This window comes from Methylophilus sp. Leaf408, from assembly GCF_916856905.1.
Lineage (GTDB): Bacteria > Pseudomonadota > Gammaproteobacteria > Burkholderiales > Methylophilaceae > Methylophilus.
The window spans coordinates 763,189-782,856 of sequence record NZ_CAKASK010000001.1; the positions used below are offsets into that span (position 1 = coordinate 763,189).

General features: G+C 46.6%; 19 protein-coding genes and 1 tRNA gene. 9 read left to right on the forward strand and 11 right to left on the reverse strand.

All coding sequences use genetic code 11. The annotated features are described in order from the left end of the window. Positions 1–21: 21 nt before the first annotated feature. Positions 22–1,302 (forward strand): 3-phosphoshikimate 1-carboxyvinyltransferase, encoded by a 1,281-nt coding sequence (gene aroA, locus LPA26_RS03360; RefSeq protein ID WP_229007353.1) that lies wholly within the window; start codon positions 22–24, stop codon positions 1,300–1,302. Here aroA and LPA26_RS03365 read toward each other — a convergent pair whose 3' ends face one another. Beyond that, on the reverse strand, positions 1,303–1,524 hold the full coding sequence (locus LPA26_RS03365) for a DUF2061 domain-containing protein (RefSeq protein WP_055831403.1): 222 nt from the start codon (positions 1,522–1,524) through the stop codon (positions 1,303–1,305). It abuts the gene before it with no gap. A gap of 89 nt (positions 1,525–1,613) precedes the next feature. On the opposite strand from LPA26_RS03365, the gene cmk reads away from it, so the two are divergent. The 6 genes from cmk to LPA26_RS03395 all read left to right on the forward strand — a co-directional run bounded on the left by cmk (position 1,614) and on the right by LPA26_RS03395 (position 6,824). Next, positions 1,614–2,291: a (d)CMP kinase gene (cmk, locus tag LPA26_RS03370; protein ID WP_229007354.1), complete on the forward strand. Its 678-nt coding sequence runs from the start codon at positions 1,614–1,616 to the stop codon at positions 2,289–2,291. A gap of 179 nt (positions 2,292–2,470) precedes the next feature. Next, on the forward strand, positions 2,471–3,967 hold the full coding sequence (rpsA, locus tag LPA26_RS03375) for a 30S ribosomal protein S1 (protein ID WP_055871984.1): 1,497 nt from the start codon (positions 2,471–2,473) through the stop codon (positions 3,965–3,967). A gap of 16 nt (positions 3,968–3,983) precedes the next feature. Beyond that, positions 3,984–4,268, forward strand: coding sequence for an integration host factor subunit beta (locus LPA26_RS03380; protein WP_055831407.1), 285 nt, complete (start codon positions 3,984–3,986; stop codon positions 4,266–4,268). A 169-nt stretch (positions 4,269–4,437) separates the two neighbouring features. Continuing rightward, positions 4,438–5,667: a lipopolysaccharide assembly protein LapB gene (lapB, locus tag LPA26_RS03385; RefSeq protein WP_055831410.1), complete on the forward strand. Its 1,230-nt coding sequence runs from the start codon at positions 4,438–4,440 to the stop codon at positions 5,665–5,667. A 29-nt stretch (positions 5,668–5,696) separates the two neighbouring features. Continuing rightward, positions 5,697–6,392 (forward strand): orotidine-5'-phosphate decarboxylase, encoded by a 696-nt coding sequence (pyrF, locus tag LPA26_RS03390; RefSeq protein ID WP_229007355.1) that lies wholly within the window; start codon positions 5,697–5,699, stop codon positions 6,390–6,392. 111 nt (positions 6,393–6,503) lie between these two features. Next, positions 6,504–6,824, forward strand: a complete 321-nt coding sequence (locus tag LPA26_RS03395) for a ComEA family DNA-binding protein (RefSeq protein WP_229007356.1) — start codon at positions 6,504–6,506, stop codon at positions 6,822–6,824. A gap of 98 nt (positions 6,825–6,922) precedes the next feature. On the opposite strand, the gene LPA26_RS03400 is transcribed toward LPA26_RS03395, so the two are convergent. Next, positions 6,923–7,012, reverse strand: a tRNA-Ser gene (locus LPA26_RS03400). A 349-nt stretch (positions 7,013–7,361) separates the two neighbouring features. Between LPA26_RS03400 and LPA26_RS03405 the strand changes: the two genes are divergently transcribed. Together LPA26_RS03405 and LPA26_RS03410 are read left to right on the forward strand one after the other, a co-directional pair. Further along, complete coding sequence (locus LPA26_RS03405) at positions 7,362–8,882, forward strand: aldehyde dehydrogenase family protein (protein WP_055831416.1); 1,521 nt, start codon at positions 7,362–7,364, stop codon at positions 8,880–8,882. A gap of 98 nt (positions 8,883–8,980) precedes the next feature. Then, positions 8,981–9,358, forward strand: a complete 378-nt coding sequence (locus LPA26_RS03410; RefSeq protein WP_055831417.1) for a DUF779 domain-containing protein — start codon at positions 8,981–8,983, stop codon at positions 9,356–9,358. A gap of 69 nt (positions 9,359–9,427) precedes the next feature. Here the strand turns inward: LPA26_RS03410 and cheZ are convergent, their stop codons facing one another. From cheZ to LPA26_RS03455, 9 genes are all read right to left on the reverse strand, one after another. Further along, the gene (cheZ, locus tag LPA26_RS03415) at positions 9,428–10,114 is read right to left on the reverse strand and encodes a protein phosphatase CheZ (protein ID WP_055831419.1); all 687 of its coding nucleotides are present in this window, start codon (positions 10,112–10,114) and stop codon (positions 9,428–9,430) included. A 2-nt stretch (positions 10,115–10,116) separates the two neighbouring features. Beyond that, positions 10,117–10,515 carry a chemotaxis response regulator CheY gene (gene cheY, locus LPA26_RS03420; RefSeq protein ID WP_055831421.1) on the reverse strand — a complete coding sequence of 133 codons (399 nt, stop codon included), beginning with the start codon at positions 10,513–10,515 and terminating at the stop codon, positions 10,117–10,119. Positions 10,516–10,626: 111 nt separating this feature from the next. After that, a complete protein-coding gene (locus LPA26_RS03425) occupies positions 10,627–11,700 on the reverse strand; it encodes a chemotaxis response regulator protein-glutamate methylesterase (RefSeq protein WP_055831423.1) in 1,074 nt (357 codons plus the stop codon). Positions 11,701–11,727: 27 nt separating this feature from the next. After that, a complete protein-coding gene (gene cheD / locus LPA26_RS03430) occupies positions 11,728–12,336 on the reverse strand; it encodes a chemoreceptor glutamine deamidase CheD (protein WP_055831425.1) in 609 nt (202 codons plus the stop codon). A gap of 2 nt (positions 12,337–12,338) precedes the next feature. Then, positions 12,339–13,229 carry a CheR family methyltransferase gene (locus LPA26_RS03435; RefSeq protein WP_055831426.1) on the reverse strand — a complete coding sequence of 297 codons (891 nt, stop codon included), beginning with the start codon at positions 13,227–13,229 and terminating at the stop codon, positions 12,339–12,341. A 42-nt stretch (positions 13,230–13,271) separates the two neighbouring features. After that, a complete protein-coding gene (gene fae, locus LPA26_RS03440) occupies positions 13,272–13,979 on the reverse strand; it encodes a formaldehyde-activating enzyme (RefSeq protein WP_055831428.1) in 708 nt (235 codons plus the stop codon). A gap of 57 nt (positions 13,980–14,036) precedes the next feature. After that, positions 14,037–16,148: a methyl-accepting chemotaxis protein gene (locus LPA26_RS03445; RefSeq protein ID WP_305080458.1), complete on the reverse strand. Its 2,112-nt coding sequence runs from the start codon at positions 16,146–16,148 to the stop codon at positions 14,037–14,039. Positions 16,149–16,449: 301 nt separating this feature from the next. Then, the gene (locus LPA26_RS03450) at positions 16,450–19,173 is read right to left on the reverse strand and encodes a methyl-accepting chemotaxis protein (RefSeq protein ID WP_229008323.1); all 2,724 of its coding nucleotides are present in this window, start codon (positions 19,171–19,173) and stop codon (positions 16,450–16,452) included. Between the two features lie 202 nt (positions 19,174–19,375). Continuing rightward, on the reverse strand, positions 19,376–19,600 hold the full coding sequence (locus LPA26_RS03455) for a hypothetical protein (protein ID WP_055831513.1): 225 nt from the start codon (positions 19,598–19,600) through the stop codon (positions 19,376–19,378). Positions 19,601–19,668 lie beyond the last annotated feature (68 nt).

The following is a 19,668-nucleotide window of genomic DNA, read 5'->3' on the forward strand; positions in this document are numbered from 1 at the left end:
AGACTTAAAAGATTCATAGATATGGAACAACTGCACTTACCTTCATATACCAAAGCGCTTGGGTCAATTACTTTGCCCGGCTCTAAAAGCATTTCCAATCGCACTTTGTTATTGGCGGCACTTGCTGAGGGCGTGACAGTAATTCGTGATCTTCTGGATTCAGACGACACTGCAAGAATGCTGGAGGCACTGCAATCGCTTGGGGTAAAACTGGAAAATATTGAGGAAAATACATGGAGAGTGACTGGCTGCGGGGGAGCGTTTCCCAATAAAGAAGCCGATTTGTTTTTAGGTAATGCGGGTACTGCGTTTCGTCCACTAACTGCGGCGTTGGCTTTTTCAAATGGTCATTATCATCTGCATGGTGTTCAGCGTATGCATGAGCGCCCGATTGGTGACTTGATCAATGCATTACGACAAGCTGGTGCAGAAGTGAGTTACGAGAGCAATGAGGGCTACCCTCCCCTGCAAATTTCGCCTGCGACACTGGATGTCAGCCAGCCAATTCAAATACGCGGCGATGTGTCCAGCCAATTTTTAACCGCCTTGTTGATGGCATTACCGCTGACAGGTCAGGCCGCCACCATTGAAGTGGTTGGTGAGTTAATCTCAAAACCTTATATTGAGATCACATTGAATTTAATGCAGAGGTTTGGCATTCATGTACAAAGAGAGGGCTGGCAGAGCTTTCATATTCCAGCATCAACACGCTATCAATCGCCAGGTGAGATATATGTTGAAGGCGACGCTTCCAGCGCTTCCTACTTTATTGCCGCAGGTATTCTGGCCGGCGATGTCACTGTACTGGGTGTAGGCCAGGGCAGTATTCAGGGCGATATCCTGTTTGCTGAAGCCGCAAAGTTAATGGGTGGCCAGGTTAGCTATGCGGAAAATCATGTGCGCGCTGAAAAAACCGGTGACCTGAAAGGCATAGACCTGGATTGCAACCATATTCCTGATGCCGCGATGACGCTGGCAGTCATGGCCATGTTTGCCAAAGGCACTACCACTTTACGGAACATAGCCAGTTGGCGCGTAAAGGAAACGGACCGCATTGCCGCGATGGCGACTGAGTTGCGCAAAGTTGGCGCAAGCGTGATTGAAGGGGCCGATTTTATTCAGATCACGCCACCGGAAAAGTTAATAGAAGATGCAGTGATCGACACGTATGACGACCACCGCATGGCTATGTGCTTTTCATTGATCAGTCTGGCGGGTGTGCCAATCACGATTAATGACCCCAAATGTGTTGCTAAAACCTTTCCTGAGTATTTCAGGGTATTCAGTAGCATTGCCCAATAATCATGCGGCATAAGCCCATTCATGCTCGTCTCGCTGATTAACCGGCGCATGCGCATGTTGATGATGGTTCCAGGCACGCTCATGGAAATAAAACACAACCGTATTAATCGCTGGTTCAATGAGGGCCATCAACCCGCCAATCAGAATGCTGCCGGTAAGCAGATAAGCAATGCTGAACGCAACGCTGAAATGCAGTATCGCGAAAGAAAATGTTTTAATCATGCTGAGCTCCTTGGTTGTTAAGCACATCATATAAAAACCGAGTTGTTTTATCCAATTCATTGTTTTTAAGTATTTGATAAGAAAAATTTATGACTGAACAAACTTTATGGCCGGTAATAGCCATTGATGGCCCTTCAGCTTCAGGGAAAGGTAGCGTTGCTGAACTTGTTGCCAAAGCATTTGGCTTTCATTACCTGGATTCCGGGGCGCTTTACCGTTTACTGGCCTATGCAGCGCATACACAATCGGTGGCCTGGTCTAATGAATCCGCGCTGGCGGATATCGCCGTTAAGATGGATATTAGGTTCGAGAGTGGTGAAATATATCTCAATGGCGAACATGTAAGTGCCTATATCCGCACTGAACAAATGGGCAAAGGCGCATCTGAAGTTGCAGTCCACCCACAAGTGCGTACTGCTTTATTGCAGACACAAAGAAACTTCAGGAAATCCCCGGGCCTGGTTGGAGATGGGCGCGATATAGGCTCAGTCATTTTTCCGGACGCCATCTTAAAAGTTTTCCTCACTGCAGGCGTGGAAACACGTGCCCAGCGGCGTTACGACCAGCTTATCAACCGAGGGGATCGTGCAGATTACGATACGATTCTGGATGATTTAAAACAACGTGACCTGCGTGATACACAGCGATCTTCTGCCCCGTTAATACAATTGCCGGATGCGATGCTGGTTGATACTACGAAAATGAATATCGCCCAAGCCGTCGATTTGATAATTGAAGCCTATAAAAAGACCACCAAAATCACATAAAAAAAGCTTTAAGTCATTGAACTGAATAATTTTTTTGTGTATAGTCCCAGATTCGCGTTACATCTGGCGCCAGCTGGATGTGACAAATATTAACTTCATCCATTGCCTGCTTATCTTGAGTAGCAATGGCTCGTACAACGGCATGTGCTGTTTTACGTGTAAATTTGGACAATTTTTTAATGGCTTCTATTTCTAATTCAACCTCTTCTAACGAATCTTTTGCAGCCCTCTTCGAAGAAAGCCTGGCCCGCCAGGAAATGCGCGCAGGTGAAGTGATCACCGCCGAAGTAGTGTCTGTAGACAATGATTTCGTGATTGTTAACGCTGGTCTTAAATCCGAGAGCGTGATTAATGCCGGTGAGTTCAAAAATGCCCAAGGCGAACTGGAAGTTGCAGTAGGCGACTTCGTTAAAGTGGCGATCGAAAAGCTGGAAGACGGTTTTGGTTCTACACAACTGTCTCGCGAAAAAGCGAAGAAAATGCAAGCATGGCTGGATCTGGAAGAAGCCATGAACGAAGGCCGTGTCGTTAAAGGCTTTGTGAGCAGCCGTGTTAAAGGCGGTTTGCGTGTGTCTGTCAGCGGTATTATGGCATTCCTGCCAGGTTCACTGGTAGACATCCGCCCGGTTAAAGATACTACTCCTTACGAAAATAAAGAGTGGGACTTCAAAGTTATCAAGCTTGACCGCAAGCGTAACAACATCGTGGTTTCTCGCCGCGCAGTGATGGAAGACACCTTGGGTGCCGACCGTGAAGCGTTGCTGGGCAGCCTGACCGAAGGTGCTGTGATCAAAGGTATCGTTAAAAACATCACTGACTACGGCGCGTTCGTGGATCTGGGTGGTATCGATGGCCTGTTGCATATCACTGACCTGGCATGGCGCCGTGTTAAGCACCCATCTGAAGTGCTGACTGTTGGTGAAGAAGTTGAAGCCAAGATCCTGAAATTCGACCAAGAGAAAAACCGTGTTTCTCTGGGCATCAAACAATTGGGCGACGACCCATGGGTGGCATTGAGCCGCCGTTACCCAGTAGGTACACGCCTGTTCGGTAAAGTGTCTAACCTGACAGACTACGGTGCATTCGTTGAAGTAGAGCCAGGTATTGAAGGTTTGGTACACGTTTCAGAAATGGACTGGACCAACAAGAACATCCATCCGGGCAAGATCGCTCAATTGGGCGACGAAGTTGAAGTCATGATCCTGGAAATCGATGAAGACCGTCGCCGTCTGTCTCTGGGTATGAAACAGTGCAAACCAAACCCATGGGATGATTTTGCTGCTACACACGCCAAAGGCGACAAAGTATCCGGCCAGATCAAGTCTATCACTGACTTTGGTGTATTTATCGGTCTGCCAGGCGGTATTGATGGTCTGGTGCACTTGTCTGACCTGTCATGGACACAGTCTGGCGAAGAAGCTATCCGTAACTTCAAAAAAGGCGACGAGTTGCAAGCGGTTATTCTGGCAATTGACGTTGAGAAAGAGCGTATCTCTCTTGGCGTGAAACAATTGACAGAAGATCCAAGCGGTAACAGCGCGCCTATCGGTGAAGACAAAGGTGGCAAACAAAAAGCCAAAAAAGCTAAAGCTGATGATGTCATTATGGATGAAGCTTCAGCAGGTACCACTAATCTGGGTGCTTTGTTGAAAGCTAAATTGGACAGCAAAAAATAATAAAGGCTTTTAGGTCATGACTAGATCTGAACTTATTGATTTACTTGCCCAGCGTTTTCCGCAATTAGTGTTGAAAGATGCCGAGTTATCTGTCAAAACCATCCTGGATGCGATGACAGAAAACCTGGCAACTGGCGAGCGTATAGAAATCCGCGGTTTTGGTAGTTTCAGTTTGAATTACCGCCCGCCCCGTTTGGGACGCAATCCTAAAACTGGCACTAAAGTACAGGTGCCAGCCAAGTATGTGCCTCACTTCAAGGCTGGTAAAGAACTGCGCGATCGTGTAGACGCAATGGTGTAAATCAGCCTTTAATTATAAAAACGGCATCTCATTGAGATGCCGTTTTTTTTTGTTGCTACGGTTGCTGATCATATAATCCTGGCAACGTGTCTTCAAGCCATTAGTATATTCATGGCACCACTACTGGCGCTTAAGGTAAAATAGGCGCTACCTAAAAAAGAGACCTTGTATGCTGGTTGAATTTGAATATTGGTGGCTACTCATTTTGCCACTGTTTTTCACACTGGGCTGGATTGCAGCCAGGGTGGACATCAAGCAATTGATCGCAGAGTCCACTTCCCTGCCCGCTACCTACTTTAAAGGTCTAAATCTTCTGATTGCCGACCAGTATCATAAGGCAGTCGATGCGTTCAGCGAGGCCCTTTACCTGAATAAAGATTCGCTAGAATTACATTTTGTACTGGGTAGTTTGTTCCGCCGCACCGGTGAAACTGACCGCGCCATTCATTTACATATGAATTTGCTGGAAAATTACGAGCTCACTGATCAACAATCGACTTCGATCAAAGTTGAGTTGGCGCAAGATTACTTTAAGGCAGGATTGTATGACCGCGCAGAAGAACTGTTCCAGACTTTGCGCCACACGCGTTATGAACAGGCCGCCCAACGCCACTTGTTGGAAATTTATGTCAAAGAGCGAGAATGGTCACAAGCCATTGCCATTGCGACTGAGTTAGAAGGCTCTTCTGGTATTTCTTACCGTAAAGAAATCGCACAGTACTCGTGTGAACTGGCGGTCAACGCCATTATTCAGCAGAACTGGCAAGAAGCTAAATACCACCTTGAGCAGGCACTCGATGCCAACAAAAACTGCGTACGTGCCAACGTGTTGCTAGGCGATATGGCCGCACAGCAAGAAGACCATGCGGCTGCGATTGCATTCTGGAAAAGAATTGAGATGCAGGATCCTGAATATTTGGGCTTGGTCGCGCAGAAGATGTTGAAAAGCTATGCGGCATTACCATACAGTCATGCCGCGGCGGAGCAGCATGGCATCAAAGGCTTAAAAGAAGGCTTAACCCAATTAAACCTATATCTTGAAACCTACCAGTTGAGCAGCATTATGTCGGTGTTGTATGAAGCAACCTTGCAAGCCGAAGGTGCTGAAACCGCCGCAAAACTGGCACGTAATGAACTGATCCGTAAACCCAGCCTGAAATCACTAGACCAGTTGTTGCAAGCGCGTGCAATCCTGGATGATGAACAGCATGACTTACAGTTAATGCAGCAAACCGTCCGTAATGCGATTGGCGACCGCGCAGCTTATTATTGTGACCAGTGCGGCTTCCGTGCCAAGCAGTATCATTGGCAGTGTCCGGCATGCAATGCATGGGAATCCCTCCCCGCTGAGCCAACAGAAGCCACAATCCGTGATATCAAATTGCTAAAACGCAAGTAAGTGTTTCCCATACCAAATAGTAATCAAATATGACTGATAGCAAAATTATTGTGGCCCTCGATTATGCCGATGCAGAATCTGCAAAGGCATTGGTCAATCGTCTCGACCCTGCCCTGTGCAAATTGAAAGTAGGCAAAGAGCTGTTTACCGCAGCCGGGCCATCGTTTGTAGAATCGCTAGTAAAGCAAGGCTACGATGTTTTTCTTGATTTGAAATTCCACGATATTCCTAACACAGTGGCAAAAGCATGCCAGGCAGCTGCAAACTTAGGTGTATGGATGCTGAATGTGCATGCAAGCGGCGGCTTGCCTATGATGCAGGCAGCACAAGAAGGGCTTGATAAAGCCTACGGCGCGAAAGCACCGTTGCTGATTGCTGTCACTGTGCTCACCAGCATGGATGAGTCAACTTTGCATACATTGGGTATACAACGTTCTTTAAGTGATCATGTATTAGCACTGGCGAAACTAACCCAGCAAGCAGGTTTACACGGCGTAGTCTGCTCTGCACAAGAGTCAGCCATGCTCAAGCAAGCATTAGGTAGCGATTTCTGCCTGGTGACTCCGGGTATACGCCCTGCTGATGCTAGCCAGGATGATCAAACCAGGATTGTTACCCCTAAAGACGCCCTTTCTTTAGGATCCCACTATCTCGTCATTGGCCGCCCGATTACCCAAGCTGACGACCCAGTTGTTGCATTAAACACAATTATTAAAAATATTTAACATTTATTAAATAATTTAAATTTATACACCCTCTCTGTAGCGTTCTTGAAGCTAGAATCGAAGCAGGCTGATTGTTTAGCCTGTTTTTTATTTTATTGATCAGGAGAATATATGAGATACATGTTTTTAGTTTGTCTGATGTCGTTACTGTTATCACCATTGGCCCATGCCGCCGTCGATATTAATACAGCCAGTCAGGCCGAGTTGGAAAGCCTGAATGGCATAGGCCCAGCTAAAGCCCAGGCGATCATTGAATATCGTAAAAAGAATGGTGGCTTTAAAACGGTCGAAGAACTGGATCAGGTACCTGGCATCGGACAGGCGACATTCGCAGGCCTTAAAAAAGATATCAGCGTTGGCGGTAAAAAAGCCACGCCTGCGGAATCCACAAAAGCCGATAAATCAATAGAGAAAAAGAAACCCTTACAGTGATTGATATTGTCGTTATTGACCGTGCACCTATATTCATTAAAAGCAAAATAGGTGCATCGAATATAAAAACAAAAAACACCCATTCGGGTGTTTTTTATTGGCGGAGAGAGAGGGATTCGAACCCTCGATAGAGTTGCCCCTATGCCACCTTTCCAGGGTGGTGACTTAAACCGCTCATCCATCTCTCCGAAAGAAGGCGCGATTATAGCCCATTCCCTATAACGCGCCAAATTATTTATACCGCAATAATCAACATGAAAAAAAAGTGATGTTGAAGACAACTTCTATACGTAAAAGAGATTGAACTTTTCCTCATTAAACGAAGTAACTCAGTTATCTTATAAATCATTTAAAACACGGCAAAAAAGCTTGATTTTGTGGTTTTTAAGGTTTAATGTTTATCCCGTTAATCATCCTAAAAAGCCTTATTTTAAGCGGCTCAGATGATGATTGATCAGGTAATTGAGCTATCGCTCAATATGGCGGTTTGGAGAGCAGTTCTGCTATAACATCTATATAAAAAGTACAGGAGTGAATATGAGTTTGGATCTATTGAAAGCCATGGGTGTAAAAGTCCCTTACAAAGCAAAATACGACAATTTTATCGGTGGTAAATGGGTTGCCCCTGTTAAAGGTGAATATTTTGACGTAATTTCCCCGATTACTGGCAAGCCTTACACGCAAGCCGCTCGCTCCAGTGCTGAAGATGTTGAGCTTGCGTTGGATGCTGCACATGCTGCTTCAGATAAATGGGCAAAAACCCCCGCAGCAGAGCGCTCTAATTTACTGCTGAAAATCGCAGACCGTATCGAACAAAATCTTGAGCTGATTGCTACTGCTGAAACGGTCGATAATGGTAAACCGATCCGCGAGACCTTGAATGCGGATATTCCTTTGGCTGCAGATCATTTCAGATATTTTGCTGGTGCTCTGCGTGCGCAGGAAGGCAGTCTGAGTGAGTTGGACGAAAACACTGTGGCTTACCACTTTCACGAACCTTTAGGTGTGGTTGGCCAGATTATCCCATGGAATTTCCCGATTTTAATGGCGGCCTGGAAACTTGCGCCAGCCGTTGCAGCCGGTAACTGTGTGGTCATGAAACCGGCAGAATTCACCCCTATCAGTATCCTGATATTGATGGAAATCATTGGTGATCTGATCCCGCCAGGCGTGATGAACATTGTGAACGGTTATGGCCGCGAAGTGGGCGCCCCGCTCTCTAACAGCAAACGTATTAATAAGATTGCTTTTACCGGTTCTACCGCAACGGGCCGCTTTATTGCCCAGGCTGCAGCCAATAACCTGATTCCGGCAACCTTGGAATTAGGCGGAAAATCGCCTAACATCTTCTTTGAAGACATTATGTCTGCAGACGATGACTTTCTCGATAAAGCCGTCGAAGGCCTGGTGCTGTTTGCATTCAACCAGGGCGAAGTCTGTACCTGCCCATCACGTGCCTTGATACAGGAATCCATTTACGACAAATTCATGGAGCGCGTATTACCACGTGTTGCTGCGATTAAACAAGGTAACCCACTAGATCCAAACACCATGATCGGCGCACAAGCGTCACAAGACCAGATCAACAAGATTCTTTCTTATATGGATATCGGTAACCAGGAAGGTGCGCAACTGTTGTGCGGTGGTGAACGCAATGTACTGGGTGGTGATCTGGCTGAAGGTTATTATGTCAAACCAACCCTATTCAAAGGCCACAACAAAATGCGTATTTTCCAGGAAGAAATTTTTGGACCAGTATTGGCTGTGACCACCTTTAAAGACGAAGCCGAAGCCTTGAGCATTGCCAATGACACTATCTTTGGCCTGGGTTCAGGCGTGTGGTCACGTGATGGCAGCCGTGCTTATCGCATGGGCCGTGGTATTAAAGCTGGTCGTGTGTGGACCAACTGTTACCACGCCTACCCTGCGCATGCAGCTTTTGGTGGCTATAAAGAATCTGGTATTGGCCGTGAAACGCACAAGATGATGCTTGATCACTACCAGCAAACTAAAAACCTGTTGGTGAGCTACAGCCCTAAAAAACTTGGTTTCTTCTAACCCTGATTCCCATGCTTAAGGACCATCAGTAACAATAAAGGGGCGAATTTTTCGCCCCTTTATTGTCTATACTTTTAAGCGACTCATTAAGGAAAATAATGGCTGAACGACTTTCTGCAACGCCCTCAGCAATCAGTTTGATAGAAAAGCTCACTGAACAACATGGGCCGATAGTTTTTTTACAATCTGGTGGTTGCTGCGAAGGCAGTGGCCCGATGTGCATGCCCGCTGCTGAATTCAGGCCCAGCCCTTCTGATGTAAAGCTTGGGGTGCTGGCAGGAGCTATTTTTTACATGGGTGACAGCCACTTCAGCTTTATGACTAACACGCATACTATTCTGGATGCAGTTCCTGGCTCCAGCGGTTCGTTTTCGCTGGATGGCGGTAGTGGTTTTGCCTTTATAACCCGCGGACGCGTGTATACCGATGAAGAATTAGCGACACTGCCTGCAGAAGAACGTGTTGGCTATGCATAAGCAAAAAGGGCCAATCGGCCCTTTTAATATTTAAATCTAGCAGCATGAAAACCTGTTTAAAAACCTGCTTTAAAAGCCTAGGCTATCCAGCAAATCATCTACCTGTTCCTGGTTAGAAACTACATCGACCTTATTGTGTGGGTCAATTTGCGGACCGTTTAGCAATGAGTCTGAAGATTCTTCTTTTTTAGCACCTGGTGAAAAATCTACCAGCACCTGTACCAGCTGCCCTTCCAGTTCTTGCACCAGGGTCGTAATTTTTTTGATTACTTGACCTGTCAAATCCTGGAAATCCTGCGCCATCATGATATCCATCAGCAGTGATTTGGTCGCTGTCGTATTTTTATCTGCCAGAGACAGATAATCCAGGGTTTCATGCACGACTAAATCGTATTCTGATTTAAGGGCGGACTTGGCCATCACCGCTTTCCACCGTTCCTGCAATGCATGGGCACGATCAGCCATTTCAGATTGCAATGGCGTAGCCTGGTCGGTTGCATTTAGTACACGTTCAGCAGCTTGTTCCGTCATTCTGGCAACATAGTTTAACCGGTCACGCGCATCCGGGATTTCCTGTGCCACTTGTTCTAATACCTTGTCATAACCTAATGCACTCAAGCTGTCATGAAGCGTGCGTGTCATATGGCCAATCCGGCTGATCATTTCTTCTTGTTGATTACCGTTCAGGTTTTGCATCATGGCAGAAGCCATTTCTACCACGATGTTTTCATGTTTCGGATTGACAGCTTCGGTCATGATTAAGCCTCGCCTTTTTCCAATTTCTCAAAAATCTTCGATAATTTTTCTTCCAGCGTGGCGGCCGTAAAAGGCTTGACTACGTATCCGTTGGCTTTAGCTTGTGCTGCGGCAATAATGTTTTCTTTTTTAGCTTCTGCAGTCACCATCAATACCGGTAATTTGGATAACTTGGCATCTGCACGAATATTCTGCAGCATGGTCAGCCCATCCATATTTGGCATATTCCAGTCAGATACGACAAATTCGAAATCACCGCTACGCAGCTTGCTTAATGCATCAGCACCATCTTCGGCCTCTTCAACATTGTTGTAACCCAGCTCTTTAAGCAGGTTACGCACAATTCTGCGCATGGTAGAAAAATCATCAACCACCAGAAATTTAGTATTCGGATTGCCCATTTATTACTCCGCTATCTTTAGTGACATATTTATATCTAGCATTATCACTCCATATCCTTTAAATGCTAGCGGCAATAAAGCCTTGATTTGCCTGTTTATTCTTTGAAGCCTTCACACACGCAAGGCGCGTTCACTATTTGTTGCCAGATAATGCAATACCATTTTTGGCAGGTCTTTCAAATGCGCAACTTCATGCACGCCACCATGTGCAACCGCTTCACGCGGCATGCCATAGACGACACAGCTTTCTTCATTTTGTGCAAAGTTGTAAGCCCCGGACTCTTTCATACGCAACATACCCACTGCGCCGTCTTTGCCCATACCGGTCATAATAATGCCAATCGCATTCTTACCGGCATGCACTGCTGCAGAATCAAACAATACATCCACAGAAGGCTTGTGTCTATTCACGGGCTCACTGTCAGACAAGCGGGTGACATAGTTGGCACCGCTTCTAGCCAGCAGCAAGTGTTGATCACCTGGCGCAATATAGGCATGGCCCGGCAATATCCGCTCGCCATCCACCGCTTCTTTGACTGATATTTTACATAGACTGTCTAAACGGGCAGCGAACGATTTAGTGAACCCTGCCGGCATATGCTGCGTGATTAAGACGCCGGGACAATCTGAAGGCATTTGCATTAAAAACGATTTGATGGCTTCGGTACCCCCGGTAGATGCACCGATAATCAATAATTTCTCACTACTGATCAACGGGTTACGGATGGCATTTTGTACCTGGCCACCAGCCACTGATGCTTTCGCTATACTTTGCAAAGTGCTGACTTTAGCTTTGGCTGCAGTACGGATCTTATCGGTAATTTCATCGGCATATTGCTGCATGCCCTGGGTGATACCCATTTTTGGCTTGGTGACGAAATCTGTAGCGCCCAGTTCCAAAGCGCGCAGGGTGATTTCAGAGCCCTTTTCAGTCAGCGTCGATACCATCAATACCGGCATAGGCCGCAAACGCATGAGCTTTTCGAGAAAATCCAGTCCGTCCATTCTCGGCATTTCTACATCCAGCGTCAGGACATCCGGATTCAATTGCTTGATCATTTCACGCGCAACCAGAGGGTCAGGCGCAGCCCCTACCACTTCAAGGTCCTTGGTATCGTTAATAAGTTCAGTCAGCAAGCTGCGTATCAGTGCTGAATCATCAATAACTAACACTTTCGTTTTCATGGGATTTCCTTTTTATAATTATTATTATCAAAACAAATCGATATCGCCGCCCACATCGTTGGTTTTCAGCTTGCTTGAGTAAGCTTGCTCGCGTTTGACCAATGTGTAATTGTTCAGCTGTTTCAGTTTTTTAACCAGTACTTTGCCGGTCTTCGGGAAATAGTAGACTTTACGCGGATAGATATCCAGCAGGTCTTCACCTGTCACTTTAATACCTTCATCCTTGAGGTATTGTTTAACAAATGCGGCGTTGCGGTCACCTACGTTATTGGTGGTGAAACTGCGCAGCACATTACCGCCGCCAAATATTTTAGCTTCCAGGTTCTCGCGTCTGGCGCCATTTCTCAGCAACTGGTTAATCAGCACTTCCATGGCATAGGTGCCATAACGCATAGACTCTGACACCGGGCTATCGCGATCAGCGCTGCCGCTCTCCGGCAACATAAAGTGATTCATGCCGCCAATACCAGACTTGGTATCACGGATACAGGCAGACACACATGAACCTAACACGGTGACAATCAGCATGTCTTTATCGGTGTAATAATACTCTCCGGGAGAGATTTTGGCCGCATCGCAGTTAAACGTTCTGTCAAAGTACAGGGTGTTTGCAATATCTTCTTGTATAACACTCATGACTATTTCCGATTCATTAATAGGCTGGAACGTGCCGCGCCATTAGTTTTTAGTTTGTAAACGGTTTTGCCGAGCAATTGCAATTGCTGCGAAACATATAGAAAGTTCTCTGAATGCCCCGCCAGTAACAAGCTGTCTTCGCCCATCAGGGTGATAAACTTTTCAATAATCTTGCCTTGGGTAGGCTTGTCAAAATAAATCATGACATTGCGGCAGAAAATCACATCAAAACCATCATTGAATGGCCATTGATGGTCCAGCAAATTTAGCTGGTTGAAACTAATGAGCTCGCGCACCGCTTTTTTCACTCTGACCAATCCATCCTGTTTGCCAGTCCCCTTTTCAAAGAACTTGCGTACTCTGGATTCGTCCATTTTCTTGATGCGATCAATCGGGTAAACACCCGCCATCGCAGTAGTTAATACATTGGTATCGATATCAGTCGCGATAATCTCAACCGGGGGTTTGAGCGTATTAAATGCTTCACAGGCTGTGATAGCAATTGAATAAGGCTCTTCGCCGGTGGAAGCCGCCGAACACCAGATACGAATGGTTTTTCGTTTTTGTGAAGCCGTCTTGACCAAATGGTCAGACAGGATGGGAAAGTGATGCTCTTCCCTGAAAAATGAAGTCAGGTTGGTGGTCAAAGCATTGGTAAATGCCTGCCACTCATCTGAATGATTATTTTGCTCAAGCTTATCGAGATAGAGCTTGAAACTTTGCATATCGAGCGCACGTAAGCGCCGCCCAATACGGCTATACACCATGTCCGTCTTTGCATCGGACAATGAAATGCCTGCATGGCGATAAATCAGACTTTTAATTCTGACGAAATCATCGCGCGTAAACAAAAACTCGCGATCTTCTTGTTCTTGTTTTTTTAAGGCAGTCACTTCGTTATCCTATGCAAATCCGTCAGGTTCCATCAGCTTGAATTAAGCCTTGGTCGTGTTGATGCGATCTTTCATCTGGTTGATAGCCAGCTCAATCTGTTTCTCTTCACGGGCTTTGCTTTCAGCGCTTGTGCGTGCATATTTGCTACGCTCTTGCATTTGAGAGATTGCCAAAGCAGCCGCTGTATCATCAGAACGGCGGTTTTTTGCTTCTGGTGTTTGCGCTGCGAATGGGTGTAATGCTTCTTTGTACTGTTTAACAACATCAGCAGCTTTAGGCTCACGTGCTACAGCGGCTTTGATTGCAATTTTAGTTGCGCGATAGTTCCAGTCCTGGATACGGTCATCCATGTCGGCCTTGCTGTCGATAAATACACCTACACAAATAAATACATCATCTGCCTCTTCCAATGGGATGGTGCCATCAGCAACACAATCCATCACAGCCATGGCCACGCCACGTTGTGCTGGTCCAAACATCTGAGTAGCCTGGCGACCATCTTTAATGGTGACCTTGTTAAACATTACAGTGTTTGGTTTTACCATCATGTTTGGCGCTGCAATCGCCAATAAACCGTTTACTCCTTGTTTTTGATCGGTGAGCGTACGACAAAATGCGTCTTCTGCAGCGCTACCGCGTGGGCCCATAATTAAGTCAATATGTGCCACGTTTTTCAAATCCAGGCCACCCTCTGGGCGATCTTCGATGACCAAACCTTCGCCAATCAATACTCGATCAATCACTGCCATTTTTATACTCCTGTTAATTATTAAAAGTACTACTTATAAAAGGGCTTACAGCCTGCCCTATCCGTTACTGACTTTGCGGAAATCTCCCGCCCAGCCTGCATTTTCATGACGCGAACCTTTTGCGTTGCCTTCTACGATAAATACGCTAACCGCTGTTGCCAGCTCATTGGCGTGATCCATCAGTGATTCGGCAGCCGCAGCAGCCTCTTCAACCAAGGCGGTATTCTGTTGTGTTACATCATCCATACGGATCACGGCATCATTCACCAGGGCAATGCCTGCACTTTGCTCGTTAGAAGCAGAGGCAATCTCGCCGATAATGACGCTGACACGTTTAACCGAGCCAACAATTTCATGCATGGTTTTACCGGCTTCTTCTACCTGGCGGCTACCTTCTGCCGTCTTGTTGACCGAGTCATTAATCAATTCTTTAATTTCGCGTGCAGCGACTGAGGAGCGCTGGGCAAGATTACCCACTTCTGCCGCTACCACTGCAAATCCACGGCCTTGTTCGCCAGCACGCGCCGCTTCAACAGCCGCATTCAATGCCAGGATATTCGTTTGGAAAGCAATGCTGTCGATGACAGAAATAATGTCTTCAATCTTGTGGGCACTTTCATTGATGTCGCTCATGGTGTGAACTACTGCATTCACAGCATCGCCACCTTTGATCGCCACTTCGGACGCCTGCGCAGCCAGTTCATTCGCCTGTTTAGCGTTTTCGGCATTCTGTTTCACGGTTGAAGACAGTTCATCCATGCTGGATGCTGTTTTTTCAAGGTTAGCTGCCTGGTCTTCAGTACGACGGCTTAAGTCGGCGTTGCCCTGAGCAATTTCTTTCGCTGCAATATTGATGGATTCAGCGGCGGTTTTTACCGTCAATACCGGCTCAACAATCATATCCAGCGTATTGTTCATCCCTTCGACAATTTTGCGGTAGTCGCCTGGATGACGGGAGGCTTCGGCACGTACAGTGACGCGTCCTTCTTTGGCCGCTTCAGCCAGCATTTCAGCATCCTGGTTCAATGCTTTCAGGTTGCTACGTACTTTCTCGATAATCAGGTTGATTTCAGCTTTCTGGCCTGGGAACTGCTCTAATGGCGCATCGAAATTACCATCACCAAAGGCTTTCACACAGGCCATGGCTTTTTGGTTTAACTCAATATGACCAGCAACAATTTTATTAATAGAATCGGCTAATACCGAGAACTGGCCTTTAAACATATCCGCACGTAGCGTCATGTCAATATTGCCTTTTTCATGCTCGGTGTTGACCCAGTTGACGGAATCTACAATACCTTTGAGATTGCCACGGATACGATCAACACTCTTGTTCATCGCTGCTTTTTTACCTGGCATAGGCTCAAGCTGGGCTGTTAAATCCCCGCGTCCGATGCTATCCATCACGGCGATGAATTTTTCGGTTTCGCCCACATAGGCAGACACCATATTGTTGATGCCTTGCGCGACTACTTTAAAGTCGCCATCAAACTTAACGAGTTCAAGTGCAGTATCGGATTCGCCTTCTGCATGCGCAGAGGCCATTTTTTGCATTTCTGTAATCAAGGTTTTGACGTTAGTTTTTAAACTGTCAAAATGATGATTCAGTTGGGAGAGGTCACCAGGTAAGCTATCGAGTTGTGTATCGAAATTGCCCTGGCTCAGTGCCAGCATAGAGTGACTGGTTTTTTCCAGCAGCTCGGCAGGCAGCGCTAATATCTGATTGATAGCTTGCGCAATATTACGGTATTCGCCATTAAATTGTGCAAGATCAATTGTTTTCTTCAAATTGCCATTCGCCTGCTCGGCAGAGATCAACGCAATTTGCTGAGCCAGGCTATTTAAAGAACCTTTAGCCTGATGCAATGCATTCAGTACACTCTCGCCACCAGAGCCAGCAGTGTCATCTGTGCTGCTGAAATCTCCATCAGCAATTTCTTGTGCGGTCGCTAATACTTTGGCGGCTTCACCACCGAGATTACGTTTGACACTCAACACCAACAGCGTGCCCAACGCCATATTGCCCACAATCAAACCTGTCACCAAGCCACTATGTGATACACTGACAACAGCCCCCACACCTGACACAGCCAGCAATAAGCCTAATTGAGACGACAATTTCAAACGACCAAATTTGCCTGTTAATGCACCCAATTTCTCTGACAACATGTTGTCACTCCTTATTTTTGATTTCCAAAATCCCTGTAAATGGATGGTTTGTACTATTTATCGGTTTATGGTGGTCATTATTAAGGAACTTGCCTGGATTTAAATGATGCTAAAAAAGGGGAAACTCCATTCTATTTTGGTAATTGCAAAGCTAAAGAAAACAAGAAATGTGACGTAGGTCATGCGACATTGCTATCGCAATAACGAAAGCGTCAACATCTAAAATACACCCTTTGACATGTCTTTACAAACAAAAAAAGCCGACCTTATTTAGGTCGGCTTTTTTTGATTCCGTTACTGGCTAAAACTCTTCCCAGTCACTATCGTCAGTACCAGTCCGTTTGGAGGCGCTGGATTTCATCGGTGGCGGACTACTGCCACCTCCGGAAGCCGACTTGCCAAATGAGCCTTCAGAGACAGATTTCGAGCTATAACCGCTATCCCTTTGCGCACTCTGCTGGCTAGAGGCCACTTTCACCGGGCTGTGTCTTGCTGCCGGTTTCTGCGTCACCGCATGCCCGCCACCAAAGCTCTTGCCTTCCAGCTTGAACTGGCTGATGGCATCAGCCAGCTGGTTAGCCTGGTCTACCAGTGATTCAGCTGCTGCTGCCGCTTCTTCAACCAAGGCCGCATTCTGTTGCGTGGTTTCATCCATGCTGGTCACTGCCTGGTTGACTTGGTCAATACCGGTGGTCTGCTCGGCAGAGGCAGCCGAGATCTCACTGATGATGTCAGCCACACGTTGTACCGAGGACACCACATCTTCCATGGTGCTACCGGCATTCTCAACCAGGCGCGTACCTTCAGTGGTTTTATTCACTGAGTCTGTGATCAACTCTTTAATCTCTTTCGCAGCACTGGCTGAGCGTTGTGCCAAATTACGCACTTCACCTGCCACTACGGCAAAGCCTCTACCCTGCTCGCCTGCACGGGCGGCTTCCACCGCTGCGTTCAGGGCCAGGATGTTGGTCTGGAAGGCAATACCATCAATCACAGAGATAATGTCTTCAATCTTCTTGGCGCTATCATTAATGGCACTCATGGTCGCGACCACTTCGTTAACCACGGCACCGCCTTTGACAGCCACATCAGAAGCAGTTAATGCCAGCTGGTTCGCCTGTTTGGCGTTCTCGGCATTCTGTTTCACCGTTGAAGCCAGCTCTTCCATGCTGGCAGCCGTTTGTTCCAGGCTGGAGGCTTGCTGTTCCGTACGGGCTGACAGGTCGGCGTTACCGCTGGAGATTTCATTGGCGGCTGTGGTGATGGTTTCTACGGCTTCAGTCACGGCGATGATCGGGTCTACCACCATATCCAGGGTGCTGTTCACACCTTCGATAATCTTGCGGAAGTCGCCCTGGTGTTTGTCAGCGTCTGCACGTACGGTAATACGGCCTTCACCGGCAGCTTCGGCAAGCAGATTCGTGTCTGCAACCAAAGCGTTCACCGCGTCGATACACGTATTCAGGTTATTCTTGATTTCATTAAAGTTACCGTTGTAGTGCTCGGTAATAGGCTCAGGGACATCGCCTTTTGAAATACGGTCAACATAGTTTGCGGCCACATTCAAAGGTCCAATCACTGAGTCCAGCGTGGCATTGACGCCTTCTACAATCTTGCGGAAATCACCCTGATGTTTGGAGGCATCTGCGCGAGTTGACAACTGTCCATCCACCGCTGCTTTTGACAGCAAGTTGGCATCACCCACCAATGCATTGACGGCATCAATGCACGTGTTCAGATTATTGATGATCAGGCTGTAATCGCCCTGGTATTGCTCGGTGATCTTGGTCGGAATATTGCCCTTGGCAATGTTATCCAGGTAGCCGGAGGTGACATTCAACGGCTTCACAATTGCATCCAGTGTGTTGTTCAAGCCTTCCACAATCATGCGGAAGTCGCCCTGATGACGGGAAGCGTCAGCGCGTGTAGATAAACGACCCTCTACAGCGGCATGCGCAAGCTCGTCGGCATCACTGACCAGGCGCTTAATATTGCCACGCACCTGTTCAATCGCTTCGTTCACGAACGCTTTTTTACCCGGGAATTGTTTCAGTGTTTTATCAAGGTTGCCTTCACCAAAGGCTTTAACCACCTCAATCGCTTCTTTGTTCATCGCAATATGGCCAGCCACCATTTTATTGATGCCTGCGGCCATTTCACCGTAACCACCTTTGAAGCGGGTTTCGTCTACAGAACAATCTATATCACCTTCGTCGTGCTGCTGGCTGACATAGTTAAGGGACTGTACCAGGCCATCCAGCGTTTTTTGCAGTACGCGGATAGAGTAAGCCACACTGGTTTTATCGGTTTCGGGCAAAGTGATCTTCTGGTTAAGGTTGCCCTCAACAAAGTTACGTGCGATGACGGTTAACTCTGATGGCTCCATACCCAATTGCTTGAACATATTGCGCTTGATCAGCAACCCGATAGAAACCACCATCGCAAGCGCCACCAGTGCAATCGCAAACAGCAGGATTATGGCCTGATTTTTAATGCTCAAAGCCTGGCTGGCATTTGCGCGCGCCATATCATTATTAAATTTACGATGCTGACTGATCGCCGTTTGTACACGACTGATCACGGCCTGGTTAGCCAGCAACACGTCGCGTGCTTCTGTTTTTTTGTTTGAAAGAGACAAGGTAAGTGCATTACTGCCCAAACCATCATATGCACTGATCGCATCATAGTCTTTTTTCAGCAGTGCCTTATCATCGGCATTGCTGACATATTTGTCATATTTTTTGAGCGCAGCCATCAGTTTGCCATGAGTTTCGGCAACCTGTTTTTCAATCACCTGCATTTTGCCGTTATCTGTATTCAGCATGTGCTGCCAGATCAGACTATTCAATGTCTCAAATGCGGCCAGTGTTTCGTCTAACACTTCAATACTGGGTGCAGCTGTTTCATTCGCATAATTGGTATAATCATATACTTTCTCAGTCTGAAAATAACTGATACCAGTCAGTGTGAATAGCCCCAAAGCTGCCACGACAATCAGAATGTACATTCTTTTTGCGACGCTCATAATTTTCATACTCCAAATCCGTTAATTTTTTCGCCATAATTTGGCTTGCATACTATGTTGTTACACCTAAGTAATTTTCTATCAGCCGATAAAATGCGTTTTATTCGTTCTTTTCAGGCTCAAGTTTTCAAATCACGAAATCCGGGCCTGAATAAAAAAGCCCCTTATCCAGTAAGGGGCCTCTGCTTAAGCGATGCTTTGCTTATTTTTTTACTTTTGATGCATCAGCTACATCAGTTTTTTTCTTTGCTGCAGATGATTCGGCCACGGCATCACCTTTCATATGCGTGGCAGTCAGTTCGGCACTACCTTCTTCGTAACAAACACGACCCATCATTGATACTGTACAAACTTCAGCTGCCAGCGCATGAGCGGACAATAAAGATAATGCGCACAAAGCGACGGCAGTTTTAAACGTGTGTTTCATAAAGTCTCCATTAAAGTGTTGAATCTGGTTTAGCGGTTATCTCTACCACTTAACTGTGTTTACGAAGA

What these genes read in the sequence shown, in the direction of transcription:
- LPA26_RS03455 (WP_055831513.1), bottom strand. Translation starts at nt 19,600, where the DNA reads ATGAAACACACGTTTAAAACTGCCGTCGCTTTGTGCGCATTATCTTTA.
- LPA26_RS03380 (WP_055831407.1), top strand. Translation starts at nt 3,984, where the DNA reads ATGACTAGATCTGAACTTATTGATTTACTTGCCCAGCGTTTTCCGCAA.
- cheD (WP_055831425.1), bottom strand. Translation starts at nt 12,336, where the DNA reads ATGAGTGTTATACAAGAAGATATTGCAAACACCCTGTACTTTGACAGA.
- LPA26_RS03395 (WP_229007356.1), top strand. Translation starts at nt 6,504, where the DNA reads ATGAGATACATGTTTTTAGTTTGTCTGATGTCGTTACTGTTATCACCA.
- LPA26_RS03410 (WP_055831417.1), top strand. Translation starts at nt 8,981, where the DNA reads ATGGCTGAACGACTTTCTGCAACGCCCTCAGCAATCAGTTTGATAGAA.
- pyrF (WP_229007355.1), top strand. Translation starts at nt 5,697, where the DNA reads ATGACTGATAGCAAAATTATTGTGGCCCTCGATTATGCCGATGCAGAA.
- cheZ (WP_055831419.1), bottom strand. Translation starts at nt 10,114, where the DNA reads ATGACCGAAGCTGTCAATCCGAAACATGAAAACATCGTGGTAGAAATG.
- LPA26_RS03450 (WP_229008323.1), bottom strand. Translation starts at nt 19,173, where the DNA reads ATGAGCGTCGCAAAAAGAATGTACATTCTGATTGTCGTGGCAGCTTTG.
- lapB (WP_055831410.1), top strand. Translation starts at nt 4,438, where the DNA reads ATGCTGGTTGAATTTGAATATTGGTGGCTACTCATTTTGCCACTGTTT.
- LPA26_RS03445 (WP_305080458.1), bottom strand. Translation starts at nt 16,148, where the DNA reads ATGTTGTCAGAGAAATTGGGTGCATTAACAGGCAAATTTGGTCGTTTG.
- rpsA (WP_055871984.1), top strand. Translation starts at nt 2,471, where the DNA reads ATGGCTTCTATTTCTAATTCAACCTCTTCTAACGAATCTTTTGCAGCC.
- LPA26_RS03365 (WP_055831403.1), bottom strand. Translation starts at nt 1,524, where the DNA reads ATGATTAAAACATTTTCTTTCGCGATACTGCATTTCAGCGTTGCGTTC.
- cmk (WP_229007354.1), top strand. Translation starts at nt 1,614, where the DNA reads ATGACTGAACAAACTTTATGGCCGGTAATAGCCATTGATGGCCCTTCA.
- aroA (WP_229007353.1), top strand. Translation starts at nt 22, where the DNA reads ATGGAACAACTGCACTTACCTTCATATACCAAAGCGCTTGGGTCAATT.
- fae (WP_055831428.1), bottom strand. Translation starts at nt 13,979, where the DNA reads ATGGCAGTGATTGATCGAGTATTGATTGGCGAAGGTTTGGTCATCGAA.
- cheY (WP_055831421.1), bottom strand. Translation starts at nt 10,515, where the DNA reads ATGGGCAATCCGAATACTAAATTTCTGGTGGTTGATGATTTTTCTACC.
- LPA26_RS03405 (WP_055831416.1), top strand. Translation starts at nt 7,362, where the DNA reads ATGAGTTTGGATCTATTGAAAGCCATGGGTGTAAAAGTCCCTTACAAA.
- LPA26_RS03425 (WP_055831423.1), bottom strand. Translation starts at nt 11,700, where the DNA reads ATGAAAACGAAAGTGTTAGTTATTGATGATTCAGCACTGATACGCAGC.